This is a genomic window from Chryseobacterium nakagawai, assembly GCF_900637665.1.
In the GTDB taxonomy this organism is placed as follows: Bacteria; Bacteroidota; Bacteroidia; order Flavobacteriales; family Weeksellaceae; genus Chryseobacterium; species Chryseobacterium nakagawai.
In genome coordinates, this window is record NZ_LR134386.1 from 3,825,649 (window position 1) to 3,841,432 (window position 15,784).

Consider the following 15,784-nt stretch of genomic DNA (forward strand, 5'->3'; position numbering starts at 1 on the left):
AAGTTGATTCGTAAAAGCGGATGGATAAGCATACTGCTTCATCAGCTACGAAGTCACATCGTTTTGCCCATTTAAAATAATGGCAGAAGTATTATTGAACTTCGTGTTTAATTTTTTAATCAAAAAATAATTCAAGCACGATCTACTGAAGGAAAAGACAGCTAAAATATTAAATCATTGATATTGTTTCATCACAACATCCATTAGTCTGCCGAATCCTGTTCTTTGATCATCAGGTTTTATCTGTATTGAATTAAATTGCATATATACAAACAATAGTATCCAACTTTTGAAACTGATTCATCATTCTAATGTACAAATCTGTAAATCGTTTCGTTTTTACCGTAATAAGTTTCATTAATCAATTAAGTATTTTTTTATTTTTGGATAAACAATACAATGATGAAGTCCTATAACATCCCATCCTTTTTAAAATACATTAATGTACAAAGCTCCACTAGTGATGCTATTCAGGTGATTCATTATGATGAGCACGAGAATATCCTTTTAAAATCTCCCCCTGTAGAACTGGAGTTCTATGTAATAGCCATCAAAAACAATATTGCAGTGCAGCCCCCTGTTGAAGAAATGTCTAGCTCCTGCTTGTTTCTGGATAAACCGGGAAATAATATGGAATGGGATCTGGAACACCCTTTTATAGGATATGGAATTTTCGTCAACCCTAAACTGCTTCATAAATTTGCAAAAGATTATACATTTACCGGTTATACACGCCATGAAGCCTTATTTCTGACAGACCGTGAGAGTAAGGTCTTATATGATCTTTTTATAAAAGCCTATGAAGAATATCAGCGGGAAGATTTTTCTCAGGATGTTTTGGTTTCTTATGCTGTTCTCATTCTTTCCTATACCCAAAACTTTTATGAACGTCAGTTTGAATCAAGAAGCAAAGTTTACAATAAAGTAGTGGCTGATTTTTATAAAGACCTGGACTGGTATTTTGGAAAAGATAACAATATAGATACATTTCCTTCCGTTGCTTATTTCGCAGAAAGGGCTCATCTTTCTGTCAATTATTTTGGAGATGTAATTAAACATTTTACGGGACAATCCCCAATAGAACATATCCATCAGTATATCATACAATCAGCAAAGGCTAAATTACGCGATACAAACCTTAGTATTAATGAAATAGCGTACAGTTTAGGCTTTGAATACCCCACATATTTTACCCGTTTCTTCCGTAAAAAAACAGGAATTTCTCCCAAGGTATTCAGAAATCAGTAAAATGTTTCTGTTTTACAGTATTTTGTTTTCAAATACAGCAGCCCCCCCAGCATAACTTTGTCTTATCAAAATGAACAAACAAATTTTATCATCATAAAAAATATTAAAAAATGAAAAAGTCAGTAAAATTCAAAGCTTTGTATTGGGATATAGCAGCAGACTTATTATTCCCTCCGGATTTTGATGAGAACAAAAAATATCCTACCATCATCAGCACCCATCCTATTGGAAGCTGTAAAGAACAAACTTCAGGAAATGTATATGGCCAGGCATTTGCTGATGCAGGATTTGTGGTCTTGGTTCCGGATGCTTCTTTTCAGGGGGAAAGTGGTGGTGATCCCAGATTTTTAGAAGATCCGTCATTTCGTGTAGAAGATTACAGCTATGCCTGTGATTATCTGGTAACCCTTCCATTCGTAGATGAAAAAAGGATCGGAGTTTTGGGAATCTGCGGTGCAGGAGGCTATTCGATTAATGCCACCATGAAAGAACGTCGTATCAAGGCAGTTGCAACAGTAACCGGAGCTAATTATGGCCGTGTAATGCGTGAATTTGGTGATCCAATCGCTAATCTTGAAGCCATTGCAGAGCAAAGGACAGCAGAGGCCAGAGGTGCTGCTTTAAGAGTTGACCAAGGGCTTTATCCTACTTACGAAATGGCTAAAGAAGCAGGTGCTGATATTGACCTTCTGGAGGCTACTGAATATTACCGTACTTCCCGTGGTGAAAGTGCCAATGGAGTAAACAAAACGTTATTCTCTCATAATGCTGCTGCCATAACCTGGGATGCTTATAATCTGGCTGAAAAACTATTAACCCAGCCGTTACTGGTAATTGTGGGACGTAAACCAGGAGCATTCGGAGCATACAGAGACGGATTTGAGATTATTCGTCGTGCCGCTTCTCAGAAAAAAGAATTAGTAGTGGTTGATGGCTGGTCACATTATGATCTTTATGATAAACCGGAACCGGTAGCAATTGCATTGGATAAGCTAATCCCTTTTTATAAAGAAAACCTATAATTAATAAATAACAACGGGTCAGATTATTTCTGACTTCGTTGTTTAAAACAGCATACAAATGGAGACCACAAAAGTTTTAATATTGGGTGCAGGTGGGGCTATTGCCCAACATGTCATTGAATTTCTTATCCCCAATAAAAATATTTTATTGACATTATTTGCCCGCAATTCAGATCATGTTAAGGAATTTGCTTCATCCTCAAACATTATTCTTGGTGATGTTCTCAATCAGGATGACCTTGCAACAGCCATAAAAGAAAGTGATATTGTATATGCCAATCTTGCCGGACAAGTGGATAAAATGGCTTCAGTAATCGTAAGCACCATGGAAGCTTATGCTAAAAAGCGTCTTATTTTCGTAACCTCCCTTGGAATCTATGATGAAGTTGCCGGTAAGTTTGGAGAATGGAATAACCGAATGATTGGCTCTGAATTGGTTAGATACAGTAAAGCAGCTCACATTATTGAAAAGTCGAGTCTTGATTACACCATCGTCCGTCCTTCATGGTTAACGGATAAAAATGAGACGGATTATGAAACAACACAAAAAGGAGAACCTTTTATGGGAACAGAAGTATCCCGAAAAGCAATAGCTTATTATATTACCCATATTATTGAACATCCTGAAAAAGATGTACGAGCCAGTGTAGGGGTCAACAAACCTGGTGTTTATGGCAATAAGCCGTCATTTTATTAAATTAACGATCAACAAAACAACCAACAGGGATTCTAACAAACATGAACCGCATATAAAAACTATGATTTTTAATAAAAAAACATATCTAAATCGGTAAAAAGGTTCGATATTTCAGCCCGCGAGATCATAAACTATAAAAACAGTGCACTTTATTACAAGCAGCACTGTTTTCATGTTATTACTTTTGTAAATCCTTTTCACCTTTTTTAAGACAAAAAACAGCTAATATATTTTTTGAAAAATACAAACAATACAGGAAGATTAGAAATTTATTTTCATATTCATGTAACAAAAGAATAAAATAATTTGTCTTTATTATAATTAATCATGAAAAAATTACAATGGAAAATTCTCTGCAAATTATCATAATTGCCTTGCCTCCATTAATTGTATCAATTTTACAAAAACTAGTGGTTCAAAGCAACTCTGTTAGTCAACACTTTTGCAAAAGTTGCAATTATGCTGTTACAAGAACATGGAATATTAAATGTGAAAATCTATTTTCAAATATATTTTGAATTTTCCTTTATTAAAATTATAACTTTAAAGGAATGAATACATGGTATCTTTTCAATTGCCTGTAGACCTATTCCAAATCTCAAAAACGTCTTATCAAAACTTAAATATATATGAAAAATCTATTCTTATTTTTAACATTTCTGATCTCTACCTCAGATTGTTTTGCTCAGACAAGTCAAATAAAATTGCCCACCGACAATCAATTAAAAACGACATTAGATTCATTGGTAAATCAATCAGCTTCTGCCTTTATGCAAAATAATTCCAGAGTGGGTATTTCAATCGGTATTATAAAAAATGGAAAGCCTTATCTTTATAATTATGGTTCTACCCAAAAGGACAAACAAGAACTGCCAACAGGAAATACCGTATATGAACTGGCTTCCATTACCAAAACATTTAGTGCAACCTTACTTGCGAAAGCCGTTCTTGATAAAAAGGCAGCCCTTAGCGATGATATACGAAAATATCTGAAGGAAGATTACCCCAATTTGAATTATAATGGAACACCTATTACACTCCTTAATCTGGCAAACCTTACTTCAGGGTTACCCAATTGGATGCCGGATAAAGATATTTTCGGAAAAGCAGATCCAGACTCCATACCTTATATTTTAGATTCTATTCACAAAAAATACAGCAGACAGGATCTTTACAGAGATCTGCATCAAGTGAAGTTAAAGGTTTCACCAGGAAGTGTTTCCAGGCATTGCAATACTGCAGCACAATTGCTGGGATACATAATGGAGGACATTTATAATGACTCGTATGCGAATCTCCTGAAAAAGCATTTTGTGCAACCCTTAAAAATGAAAAATACTTATCTCTTAGGATCTGGTAAACGGCCTGCAAAAATGGCAATTGGCTATGATGGTAAGGGACGTATTATGCCTGTAATTGATTGGGAGGATCTAAGAGTAGCCGCAAGTATAGCCTCTTCCAGTTCGGATATGTTAAAATACATGGCGTTTCAACTGAATGAGCAAAATGCTATTGTAAAGCTTAGCCACCAGCCAACTTTTGGCAAAATTGAAGATGGAGCAATTGCACTTAACTGGAAAGTAAAAAAGACAGAAGATGGCAGGGTTAGTATTTCACATACCGGGGGAAGCCTTGGGTTTAGCAGCTACATGGTATTTTATCCGGCTCTAAATTCGGGTATCGTTCTACTTTCTAATGAAGCAGATCAAGACACTCAGAATGAACTCATTATTTTAGCAGAAAAAATTATGAAACCATAATATATACCAAAATAAAAGTTTTTAAATGTCTTACCTTTGAAAATAATATCTACTATTGGGAGGTTTTGTCTGAAAAATAGAGGCATGTTCAAACGGATGTTTAGGCATAATAATCTCAGAAGTTTTTAGATAGAAAAAGAATTCAAGAATTCAAGAATTCAACAGTTTAACAATGAAAAATTTTCATCAACTCCTTTCAAGTTACGGAACAATTTCCGAAGAAGATGCATTGAATTTTTATTCTTATTTTAAACATAAACAATTTAAAAAGAATACTATTCTGTTGGAAAAAGAAAGTGTTTCTTTTGAAGCTTTTTTTGTTTTAAAAGGAGCTTTACGGCAATATTTTTATACAGAAAAAGGAACTGAAAGAACCTGTAATTTTTCTTTTGAAAATGAGTTTTCTACTGACTTAGAAAGCTTTTCAAAAAAATGTAAATCTTCCACCAGCATCATTTGTTTGGAAGAAACAGAATGCATGGTTATTTCTTGTGATGATTTGATGCTTTGCTTGCAAAAATTCCCTGCAATTGCAACGTATTTCAATAATTTGGTGGAAACCATAACGCTTCAAAATATCAAAAAAATTCAGTCTTTATTATCTAAAACACCGGAAGAGCAATTCGAAGAAATACTTGAAAAAATGCCCAAGCTCCTCCAGCGCGTCCCTCAACGGTATATCGCACAATATATTGGTGTAGAACCGGAAAGTTTAAGCCGAATCCGTAAACGTAGTTTAAATACCTTAAAATCTTAACCAAAGTCATCATTTTTCTACCTTTATAGTGACGAAATTTGCTAATAAAATTAAAAATTATGCAAGTTATATTAGGTGCTGGTGGCGATATTGGAATTCCATTAGCAAAAGAATTAAAAAAATACACTGATAAAATTCGTTTAGTTGCCAGAAATCCCCAAAAGGTAAATACAGATGACGAACTTTTTGTTGCAGATATTACGAATGGAGATTTGGTAAAAAATGCAGTTACCGGTGCAGATGTCGTTTATTTAGTGGTAGGGTTTCCTTATGATATAAATATTTGGAGAAAAAATTGGCCATTAGTTATCGATAATGTGATAAATGCTTGTATAACACATAAAGCCAAACTTGTATTTTTGGACAATGTTTATGTGTATGATTATTCGGAAATTCCCCATATGCAAGAGAACTCTACAATGAATCCGTCGTCAGAAAAAGGAAAAGTAAGAATGATTGTGCTCGAAAAATTGATGGCTGCAATGCAGACAAAAGGGTTACCATTAATTATTGCCAGAAGTGCCGATTTTTACGGACCAAATGCTAGAAATGGAATTATTAATACACTTTTGCTAACCCCCATCAAGAAAGGTAAGATGATGATGTGGCAATCTAACGCCAACAAAATTCACTCTTTTACCTACACGCCAGATGCTGCCAAAGCAACAGCTATTTTAGGAAATACAGCAGATGCTTATAATCAGGTTTGGCATTTGCCAACTGCTTTTGAAAAATTACGGGGTAAAGATTTTATAAAAATAGCTGCTGATTTAGCAAACAAAAAACCATCATTTTTTTTGTTAAAACCCTGGTTAATGAAAATTATTGGTTTGTTTGATAAAACAATCAGAAATCTGGTGGAAATGCAATATCAAAATACACAAGATTATTTTTTTGATAGTACTAAGTTTTGTGAAAAATTTAATTTTACACCAACGACTTATAAAGATGGAATGAAAGAAACTTTTGAAAGCATCCAAGCATAGAACACTATTATTGAGTACCTACCACAAAACAGTACTGTCTATTTTAAAGGCACCCTTTTTTTAAATTGCAACAGTTCTTATTTCCATTGCTTTTTTAATAAATCATCTTAATTGAACTTGTTTCTCAATCTTTAAACAAAAGTCATCAGCAGTACTATAAATTTGTTGTGTCAATTTGCATGAAAGAACTATATTTAAAACAACTTTTATATTAAAAATTTGATTTATACAACATTTTTAAATATTGCAATTTTCCAGGGAATAGTCTTAGGCTTAGTTATTTTAAAATCTTCCCTATTCAACAGCAATTCAAATAGATATTTAGCCTACTTGTTATTTGCACTTTCCTTTGTTTTATTGAATTACGTTTTTGAGCTTGAAGGCGCATTTAAATCCTATCCTTTGCTATGCTTTCTGGACTATATTGAGTGGATATTTTTACTACCCGTCTTCATCTTCCTTTTTATAATAAACCGAATTGATGATACTGTAAAGAACAGACAAAGAACTTATTTGTATTACATTCCGTTTGCCTACTCCTCTACTTTTACCATTTTATACCATATTAATGATATTTTAGGACTCTATAAAATCGCAGGTTCTGGTATTTTCATCATCAATATACTTAGACTGATTCAGCTTTTATTTGCTTTTATCATTATCCTTTTTCCTCCTTTTTATTCTTATTTTATGATAAGATACTTAAAAGATCCACAAGAAAAAAAATGGGTAATTACTTTATTAACGACTCTCTATTTATTATTATCTACCTGGCTAATTACCTATATGGTAGGATTCTTTTTTGGAATAGACATTTCCTCTACCATGAGTGGGCTGGCTTTATCGGCAACATTTATCATGCACTGGACAGCCTATATAGGTATTTATAAATACAAGCTTGCCAAAAACAAAGATGCTGTCTATAATCTTTTAAATCAAGATTCAGTTACTTCGCATACGGATTTGCAAATTGTACAGAATGTACAAAATAATACTCCACAAGAATATAAAGAATCGATCACGGCAGATAATCTTTATTTCCAAAAACTGGAAGCTCTTTGCAGAGATCAGCATATTTATACCGACAGTACATTAAACCGAGAAAAAGTTGCTGAAAAACTAAGCATAAGTGCGGGATATCTTTCACAGATTGTAAATACGATAACAGGAGACAACTTTGCCCACTATATCAATCAATATCGAGTGGAGGCTGTTAAGGAAATGATATCAAATTCGGAATATGAAAACTATACTCTGCTGACGATGGGATTAGAGTCTGGGTTTACTTCAAAAACAACTTTTTATAAAGCCTTTAAAAAAGTTACCGGTCAAACTCCAAATGAATATAAAAACACCCTCAAATAAGTGCCATTTTCTCCATTTTTAAGCTTTTGAAACCCCTTCTAACTTTTATTATTTGAATTTTGCCTGATAAATAATTCAAATTAATTTTTATGAAAAAAAGCTTTTTATTAGTAATCATTTTGTTTACTTTTTATTCTGTTCATGCTCAAAACAGTGAAACGAATGGAGATCCCTATGAGAAAAAAAATGAAATTAAATTAAATCTAATCTCGCCGTTATCCGGTGCTGCGGAAATAGGTTTTGAACGGTATCTGAACAAACATTCATCTCTGGGGATCTCTGCGTTGGTGGTATATGATAATACAAAAGAAGATGATATGAATTACTATATTTCCCCCTATTACAGATATTATTTTGGCAAAAAATATGCTTCCGGGTTTTTTGTCGAAGGATTTGGAATGTTCACATCTATTGATAGGAAAAAAATATACGCAGCAGACAACCTGACTTTCACTGAAGGTAAAGATGTTTATGATCTAGCACTGGGTGCTGGTTTGGGATGGAAGTTTGTCACAAAGAAAGGGTTTGTTTTAGAAGCCAACGCTGGTTATGGAAGACTGGTATTCAATGCAAATAAAACTGATCATAACCAAGTTATAAAGCTTGGATTGAATATTGGCTATCGATTTTAATATCAATCCATCTAAAAACAAAGAATAACAGCGCTTTTGTTTTCTACAAAGAAGCAAAAGTATGAGATCAGCCTAATACGATAAATTTAAAAAATATCAAATTGTTAAAAATTCAAGGATGAAAGCAGCTCCGTAATTCTCCTTTAGCCTGGCTCAAGTGGAACCGATCATCTATAAAAGTGTTATAAGATAATTCGGTCTTGATTACAAACGACAATATGCGCATATTTTTTTAAATTTTGCGCATATTTATTTTAAGCAAACAACAATCAACTCATTAATTTTCAAAAAAATTAAAACCTTCAACATTCCTATTCTCAAAATCAGAAATACTTACAGTAAATTAGAAATGTTCTCATTAAAAAAAAATAATCCGGTTGGCAATTAAGCCGTAGAACCATCGTGGCTATTTACTCCTTGTTATAACCTCTTTTACTCCACCTTTTGTTAGAATTACAGTCGTATAAAAGCCCTTATTATCTGGAATAAATTCAATGGTCCTGTCATTATTATCCTTTCTAAAAAATTTGGTTTTAGACTCTGGGATGAGCTCCATTTCAACATTGTTAAAATAAAGTTTACCATCAATTTTCACTATGGTAATTTGATCATATTTACCTGCATATTGATCATATAAACTCGTATCTATTTCAATTTGATGATGTTTGTAAGGAAGTTCTACTTCTTTCCCCAATGCAATTGCGGAGAGTCCATAACTTATAATATGGGAAAATGATTCGTTATTAGAAAGTACAGTCACAAAAAGTTGGTCATCCGTAAATCGGTTAAAGGAAGTTATGGTACCAAAAAAGCCCCCGTCATGGGCAATTAATTGACGTCCCTGATTGTAAAACGGATTGATGATAAAGCCATATCCCCAATTTTCAGTGCCATAGGGCTTAAACATTAGTTTCTTCATCTGTGTGGAAAGAATATCAGTTCCATATAGGGCCTGATCCCATAAGGCCAGATCTTCAACTGTAGAATACACACCATCATGTCCTAAATTAATTTCCCAGTTGATATAAGGATTATGAATAATCCCATGCTCTGTATGGCAGTAAGCTTTTGCTTTTTTTTCAACTATCGACTCATTATTACTGATGCCCGTATTGTTCATCCCCACTTTTTCAAATATATTTTTCTTTAAGAAAACGGCGTACTTCTCACCTGACACTTTTTCAATGATCTTAGCCAATAAATAATAGCCAATATTACTGTATCCGCTTTTAGCTCCAGGAGAAAATTCATAAGGTATTTTCTTTATTTCGGCATAGGCAGAATCTTTGTCCATCGAACTTAAGGCTATTTCTTTAAAACCCATAGCCAGCCCTGAGGTATGTGATAAAAGCATATGAATCGTAACACTATCGGCCTTGGGGTAATCTGGCAGAAATTGACTTAGTTTATCATTAAGGGATAGCTTCCCTTTTTCAATCAATAGAAGTATAGCAGTGGCGGTAAATTGTTTTGTTACTGAAGCCAACTGAAATTTAGTATCAATGGTGTTTTTAATTTTCCATTCGTAATCTGCTAAACCATACGCTCTCTTTAGTAAAACCTGGCCGTCTTTCATTACAAGGACACTTCCACTGAAATTATTTATTTCAACCTGAGCTTGCATATATTTCGCAAGATCAGCTGTTGCATTTTTCTGTCCAAAAATAAGAAGTGGAAAAAACAGTATGATTAGAATTGGCTTCATAAACTATTTGATGATATTATTAGACTGCAATGTTACTACTTAATAAACCATCATCATTGTATTTTTGTAAACCTACTAAATAAACATCCATTTTATAACACCTTTTTCAAGTGTTGTTATTTTTGAAAAAAAAACTTTTGGCGTAAAACCTGTTAGTGTTTTAAAATCCCTGATCATGTGGGACTGATCAAAATAATCTACACTATAAGACAATCCTACTCCATTCTTCTCATCAAGCTGGCTTTGAATCGCGGCTCTGAATCTGATGATTTTTTTGAACTGGGAAGGTGTTTTACAAATATGCTGATCAAAATGCTTGTTGATCGTTGTTCGGGACCGGCCCGTTGTATAAGACAATTTCGTCATAGATTGATTTATATTATTTGTACTGAGCATTTCAGTCAGTACCTCCGCCAGTAAAACATTCTCAAACGGACGAAGTTTTGAAAGCCAATACCCTTCGATCGTCCTTATTTTTTCATCCGGATCTTTTATGGAAAGAATACTTGCCATGGTTTCTTTATAATCCTCGTATGGACTAAAATCTGGAAAGCTTCCTTCCGCGTAATCTCTTAATTTATTTGGTATAAAAGCATTGATCCCCAATGGTTTGAAATAAGTCGTAATTTCATTGATTATCCCTTCATAATTGATCAATACCGGTTCATTAAAATTGCTTACCAGATTGGTTTCAATTGGATTGGACTGGCAGTATCTGATCGTCATTTTATTTTTATTAATCTGGGTTTCTGTTTTCTCACTAATAGTGACAATCGTATAAATGCTCGGAAAGGTAAGATAAGTCACAGAGGTCTCTTCAGAAGTCTGCTCGAGGATATAAAAGCATTCAATATACTTTTTTAGTATAAGGTTTTCTGGTTTATAGATTTTTATGGTCATCTTTTTTAGCTTTTAAATTGAGGCGAATTCACCTCAATGAATCAATTTCCTTTTTTCTAATATAAACAATATAATTATCGTGTAATTCAATAGCCAGCATGAATTATATGAATCTCTCTTGATCGTTTGCAGATTTTTCAGTTGATGAAACCTACTGTAACGATTGAAAGAAAATTTCATATATTTTTTTTACTGCTATGCATTTCCGTAAATTTGACCTGTAAAAATAAAATAAATCTTAAATAAGAGAAGAATGGAAAAGTACAATTACGGGGTCATCGGTCTCGGCGTAATGGGGAGAAACCTGCTTTATAATATTGCTGATAATGGTTTTTCTACCGCAGGGTTCGATTTGGATGAGGAAAAAGTAAGAGAACTTCATCAAGGAGCCACTCCTGGAACTTCAGTTAAAGGAACTGCATCTCTTGAAGAGTTTGTATCAGCTTTGGATACTCCGAGAAAAATTATTTTAATGGTTCCCGCAGGAAAACCCGTAGATGCTGTTCTGGAAAGCATTACACCGCTTCTCAGCCCAAAAGATATTGTAGTAGATGCTGGAAATTCTTATTTCAAAGATACTGAAAGACGTATTGCTGATTTAGCGTCTAAAAACCTACATTTTATGGGAATGGGCGTTTCCGGAGGAGAACAAGGAGCAAGAAGAGGACCGAGTATTATGCCTGGTGGAGATTTGGAAGCCTTCAACCTGTTAAAACCTATGTTGGAATTAATTGCAGCAAAAGTTAATGGTGAACCTAGTACCGCTTACATGGGCAAAGGTTCTGCAGGAAACTACGTAAAGATGGTTCACAATGGTATTGAGTATGCTATTATGCAGTTAATCAGTGAGGCTTACGATTTGTTGAGAAAAGGAGCCAATCTAAACAATAATCAGCTTTATGAAGTTTTCAAAACATGGAATGAAGGGGAAATGAATTCTTTCCTTATTGAAATAACAAGAGATATTTTCCAACAAAAAGATGATTTAACAGATGGTTTTCTTGTTGACCAGATTCTAGATAAAGCCGGAGCAAAAGGAACAGGGAAATGGACTTCTGAGCAGGCCATGGAAATTGGTGTTTCTATTCCGACTATTGATATCGCGGTAACTTCAAGAATTTTATCTGCCTATAAAGATGAGCGAGTGAAAGCTTCTCAACTATATCCTAAAGGAGCAATAACAACTCCTGAAAATATAGACCTGTTCATCAAAGAAGTGGGCGAAGCTTTGTATTTGTCTACTTTAATCAGCTATGCTCAAGGATTGGCATTACTGGTAAAAGCTTCTGAAGAATATGAGTTTGAAATTCCTTTAAAAGATGTTGTCAAAATATGGAGAGGCGGATGTATTATCCGTTCTGTTTTATTAGAAAAATTCTATTCGGCTTATTCTAAAGATCAGAATTTATCTAATATTCTATTGGATCAAGGGATTTCAGAAATTGTAAAAGATAAAATTTCTTCATTAAGAAAAGTCGCTTCCTTTGCTGCATCAAACGGAATTCCAAGCATAGGAATTCAGACAGCTTTAGGATATTTCGAAGCCTATACAACAGAATCTTTACCGATCAATCTGCTTCAGGCTCAGCGTGATTATTTTGGGGCACACACTTACCAAAGAATTGACAGAGAAGGAGTTTTTCACACTTCATGGCAAAACGTAAATAACTAAATTCGGAAAATGAGCGACAACACAATCCTGCATCCAACAACCATTGTTATTTTTGGTGCAACAGGAGATTTGGCAAAAAGAAAGCTTTTTCCTGCATTTTATAATTTATATATCGATGGCAGAATGCCCAAAGGCTTTAATATTTTAGCATTGGGAAGAGCCGAAAATACAGATGAAAAATTCAGAGCCTATATTAAAGAAAATCTGGAAAGCTTTTCAAGAAAAACAGTAACCAAAGAAGATTGGGCTGGTTTTCAGGCGCACATCAGCTATTTTCAACATCAGTTGGATGAAGAAAGTTCTTATCAAAATTTATATCAGAAACTGGAACATTTTGATAAAGTTTATGGAACGAGGGGGAACAGACTCTTCTATCTTTCAATTGCTCCGAACTTTGTATCGGTCATTTCAAATCATATTAAAAATACCTCTATTGCTTCTGATCCTTCAAAAGATAGAATTATTATAGAAAAACCTTTTGGTCATAATAAAGAGTCGGCTATAGAACTGAATAATCTTCTTTCACAAACTTTTCAGGAAGAACAAATTTACCGTATCGACCATTATTTGGGAAAAGAAACCGTTCAGAATATTTTAGCCTTCAGATTCGGAAACTCAATTTTCGAGCCTTTATGGAATCACAGGCATATAGAATCTGTTCAGATTACCGTTGCGGAAGAAGTAGGAGTAGAAACAAGAGCCAGTTTTTATGAGCAGACGGGTGCTTTACGTGATATGATTCAGAATCATCTTTTACAAATTCTATGTATGGTAGCTATGGAACCACCGGTTTCACTGGAGTCTGGTGAAATCAGGGATCGTAAAGTGGATGTTTTAAAATCTATCCGTAGAATTTCATCGGATAAAGTAGATCATTATGCCGTTCGGGGACAGTATGGAAAAGGCAAGGTAAATGGTATCAAGGTAAACGGTTATCGTCAGGAAGAAGGAATTGCCGCTGATTCTAATACAGAAACATTCGCTGCCATTAAGTTTTATCTGGATAACGAGAGATGGGAAAATGTTCCTTTCTACGTTCGTACCGGAAAGAAAATGAAAGAAAAACATTCTTATATTACGATTCAGTTTAAACCACTTCCCCATTCTACATTTTCAGAAAGCACATCACTTTTATCAGCTAACCGACTGATTATTAACATTCAGCCTCAAATGGATATCAGATTACAGTTTATGTCAAAAAAACCTGGACTGTCATTAGAGTTAAAGCCTGTAGAAATGATTTTTGATAATTTTGCATGTCAGACAGATACTCCTGAAGCCTATGAAACCCTTTTACTAGAGGCTCTTGTAGGTGATCTTACGCTGTTTATGCGCTCTGACCAGGTAGAGGAAGCCTGGGATGTTGTAAAAACAATTCAGGAAACCTGGGAAACAACTAAGGATCCTTCTTTCCCAAATTATGATGCAGGAAGCTGGGGGCCTGATGATAGCAATGCTTTGGTTGAAAGACAAGGGCATCAGTGGGTTTAATATTTAACTAAGAAATAAAAATGGATATTACAATATTTAATACGCTTGATACTTTATATAAAAAAGCAGCAGATACTTTCATTGAGCTTTCCGGCCAATCTATTCAAAAAAACGGAAAATTTGTGGTGGCTGTAAGCGGTGGCTCTTCTCCGAAAGCCATTTTCAGCTTATTGGCGACTTCGGAATATGCAGATAAAATAGATTGGAACAAAGTTTATGTTTTCTGGGTAGATGAAAGATGGGTTGCTCTTGATGATGAAAAGAGTAATTTTAAAATGACCCTGGAAACTCTTTTGAATAAAGTTCCCGTTAATAAAGATCAGATTTTCCCAATGTATAAAGATGGAATTGATCCTGAAGAGTACGCTAAAGAATATGAAACGCAAATCAGAAATGTATTAGGTGAAGAAGGTGTTTTCGATTTTATCCTTTTAGGGATGGGTGATGATGGCCATACGGCTTCCCTATTTCCGGGAGAAGCAGTGCTGGATGAAAAAGAAAAATGGGTTGCAGCTTATTATTTGAAACCTCAGGAAATGTTCAGGATTACCTTGACAGAGCCTATTATCAATAAAGCCGACAATATTTTGATTGTCACATTCGGCACCTCTAAAAAGCATGCTCTTAATGAAGTTTTACACGGAGAATATAATCCGAAACTATACCCGCTTCAGTTAATTAAAAAGAAAGATGGGGTTCAGATTTTCACCGACGAAGAGGCAGGCGCTTAATCTTACCCTTTTTTATTAAACTGATTAAGATCATAGAGTCCTGACCAAACAAAATACCAATCACCACTTTAAATAAGTGGTGATTTTTTATGTATAAACTAATTATTAGAAAAAACCACACTCTTTCAAAACAAGTTCTCCACCATTCCTTCAAAATAATATAAAAAAGAGCTTAAATGATTTACAATACTGAAAAGCATCGATATAAATATTAATATAAACTTTTGTATTTTTATGCAACAAAATACATTTTCTGCCTGTATGGCAGGGAAAACCAAACACTATTATTCGTGAAAAAATTAAACCCCAGTTATTTCGAGTTCTTCTTTTACAGGTATGGAGTAATTATTATTTTCGTTCATATAGTCACAATAGCCTGTTATTTTTTAAGTACACAAGAAGAAGATCCTATCACCTTAATTTTTCCTACCATTCTCTGTTTCATCTTTTTCCCACTTGTCTGTTTATCAGAATATCGGATGCTGGAAAAAAATCTGCCTCCTGCCAATGTCTTTCTAACAGATAATGGCCTTGTCATCAATAAAATCTCTTATCCTGCTGAGCAAATAGAAGAAATTACTTATATGCCTGTAAGAAATACGCTGAATAAATTTTCGGATGATTTTTTCGAAATTAAAGCCAATGATGGTGCTGTTTTTTATTTTCTGGATAAAAGGCCAAACTGGAAATTTGAATCACCTACCATGAAACTATTGAACAACCACCCTCTTTTCTCTTTAAAAACAAAGAAAAGAGAGGAATCATCAGATGGCTTTTCGGTGTTTAAAAAGCAAAAACTATCGTAAAGTTCAACACCC

At 34.2% G+C, this 15,784-nt stretch carries 14 protein-coding genes; 12 read left to right on the forward strand and 2 right to left on the reverse strand.

The annotated features are described in order from the left end of the window. The first annotated feature begins 399 nt into the window (after positions 1-399). The 8 genes from EL260_RS17265 (at position 400) to EL260_RS17300 (ending at position 8,467) form a co-directional block, all read left to right on the forward strand. Complete coding sequence (locus EL260_RS17265) at positions 400-1,248, forward strand: helix-turn-helix domain-containing protein (protein ID WP_164466539.1); 849 nt, start codon at positions 400-402, stop codon at positions 1,246-1,248. A gap of 110 nt (positions 1,249-1,358) precedes the next feature. After that, positions 1,359-2,270 (forward strand): alpha/beta hydrolase, encoded by a 912-nt coding sequence (locus tag EL260_RS17270; protein ID WP_123856594.1) that lies wholly within the window; start codon positions 1,359-1,361, stop codon positions 2,268-2,270. Between the two features lie 58 nt (positions 2,271-2,328). After that, a complete protein-coding gene (locus EL260_RS17275; protein WP_123856596.1) occupies positions 2,329-2,967 on the forward strand; it encodes an NAD(P)H-binding protein in 639 nt (212 codons plus the stop codon). 629 nt (positions 2,968-3,596) lie between these two features. Beyond that, on the forward strand, positions 3,597-4,727 hold the full coding sequence (locus EL260_RS17280; protein ID WP_123856598.1) for a serine hydrolase domain-containing protein: 1,131 nt from the start codon (positions 3,597-3,599) through the stop codon (positions 4,725-4,727). A 172-nt stretch (positions 4,728-4,899) separates the two neighbouring features. Beyond that, positions 4,900-5,484: a Crp/Fnr family transcriptional regulator gene (locus EL260_RS17285; RefSeq protein WP_123856600.1), complete on the forward strand. Its 585-nt coding sequence runs from the start codon at positions 4,900-4,902 to the stop codon at positions 5,482-5,484. A gap of 59 nt (positions 5,485-5,543) precedes the next feature. Beyond that, positions 5,544-6,470 carry an NAD-dependent epimerase/dehydratase family protein gene (locus EL260_RS17290; protein WP_123856602.1) on the forward strand — a complete coding sequence of 309 codons (927 nt, stop codon included), beginning with the start codon at positions 5,544-5,546 and terminating at the stop codon, positions 6,468-6,470. A gap of 219 nt (positions 6,471-6,689) precedes the next feature. After that, complete coding sequence (locus tag EL260_RS17295) at positions 6,690-7,835, forward strand: helix-turn-helix domain-containing protein (protein WP_123856604.1); 1,146 nt, start codon at positions 6,690-6,692, stop codon at positions 7,833-7,835. Between the two features lie 89 nt (positions 7,836-7,924). After that, positions 7,925-8,467, forward strand: a complete 543-nt coding sequence (locus EL260_RS17300) for a DUF3575 domain-containing protein (RefSeq protein WP_123856606.1) — start codon at positions 7,925-7,927, stop codon at positions 8,465-8,467. Between the two features lie 406 nt (positions 8,468-8,873). On the opposite strand, the gene EL260_RS17305 is transcribed toward EL260_RS17300, so the two are convergent. Continuing rightward, entirely contained in the window at positions 8,874-10,172 is a 1,299-nt protein-coding gene (locus EL260_RS17305) for a serine hydrolase domain-containing protein (protein WP_123856607.1), read from the reverse strand. 75 nt (positions 10,173-10,247) lie between these two features. After that, complete coding sequence (locus tag EL260_RS17310; protein ID WP_123856609.1) at positions 10,248-11,072, reverse strand: helix-turn-helix domain-containing protein; 825 nt, start codon at positions 11,070-11,072, stop codon at positions 10,248-10,250. 253 nt (positions 11,073-11,325) lie between these two features. Here EL260_RS17310 and gndA point away from each other — a divergent pair, with 253 nt between their 5' ends. The 4 genes from gndA (at position 11,326) to EL260_RS17330 (ending at position 15,772) form a co-directional block, all read left to right on the forward strand. Continuing rightward, a complete protein-coding gene (gene gndA / locus EL260_RS17315) occupies positions 11,326-12,744 on the forward strand; it encodes an NADP-dependent phosphogluconate dehydrogenase (protein ID WP_123856611.1) in 1,419 nt (472 codons plus the stop codon). A gap of 9 nt (positions 12,745-12,753) precedes the next feature. Then, a complete protein-coding gene (gene zwf / locus EL260_RS17320; protein ID WP_123856613.1) occupies positions 12,754-14,235 on the forward strand; it encodes a glucose-6-phosphate dehydrogenase in 1,482 nt (493 codons plus the stop codon). 20 nt (positions 14,236-14,255) lie between these two features. Further along, entirely contained in the window at positions 14,256-14,966 is a 711-nt protein-coding gene (gene pgl / locus EL260_RS17325; RefSeq protein ID WP_123856615.1) for a 6-phosphogluconolactonase, read from the forward strand. Positions 14,967-15,256: 290 nt separating this feature from the next. Beyond that, positions 15,257-15,772 (forward strand): hypothetical protein, encoded by a 516-nt coding sequence (locus tag EL260_RS17330; RefSeq protein WP_123856616.1) that lies wholly within the window; start codon positions 15,257-15,259, stop codon positions 15,770-15,772. Positions 15,773-15,784: the final 12 nt, after the last annotated feature.

Excerpts from the sequence above, each read along its gene's own strand:
- EL260_RS17265 (WP_164466539.1), top strand. The coding sequence starts at position 400 with ATGATGAAGTCCTATAACATCCCATCCTTTTTAAAATACATTAATGTA.
- EL260_RS17270 (WP_123856594.1), top strand. The coding sequence starts at position 1,359 with ATGAAAAAGTCAGTAAAATTCAAAGCTTTGTATTGGGATATAGCAGCA.
- EL260_RS17275 (WP_123856596.1), top strand. The coding sequence starts at position 2,329 with ATGGAGACCACAAAAGTTTTAATATTGGGTGCAGGTGGGGCTATTGCC.
- EL260_RS17280 (WP_123856598.1), top strand. The coding sequence starts at position 3,597 with ATGAAAAATCTATTCTTATTTTTAACATTTCTGATCTCTACCTCAGAT.
- EL260_RS17285 (WP_123856600.1), top strand. The coding sequence starts at position 4,900 with ATGAAAAATTTTCATCAACTCCTTTCAAGTTACGGAACAATTTCCGAA.
- EL260_RS17290 (WP_123856602.1), top strand. The coding sequence starts at position 5,544 with ATGCAAGTTATATTAGGTGCTGGTGGCGATATTGGAATTCCATTAGCA.
- EL260_RS17300 (WP_123856606.1), top strand. The coding sequence starts at position 7,925 with ATGAAAAAAAGCTTTTTATTAGTAATCATTTTGTTTACTTTTTATTCT.
- EL260_RS17305 (WP_123856607.1), bottom strand. The coding sequence starts at position 10,172 with ATGAAGCCAATTCTAATCATACTGTTTTTTCCACTTCTTATTTTTGGA.
- EL260_RS17310 (WP_123856609.1), bottom strand. The coding sequence starts at position 11,072 with ATGACCATAAAAATCTATAAACCAGAAAACCTTATACTAAAAAAGTAT.
- gndA (WP_123856611.1), top strand. The coding sequence starts at position 11,326 with ATGGAAAAGTACAATTACGGGGTCATCGGTCTCGGCGTAATGGGGAGA.
- zwf (WP_123856613.1), top strand. The coding sequence starts at position 12,754 with ATGAGCGACAACACAATCCTGCATCCAACAACCATTGTTATTTTTGGT.
- pgl (WP_123856615.1), top strand. The coding sequence starts at position 14,256 with ATGGATATTACAATATTTAATACGCTTGATACTTTATATAAAAAAGCA.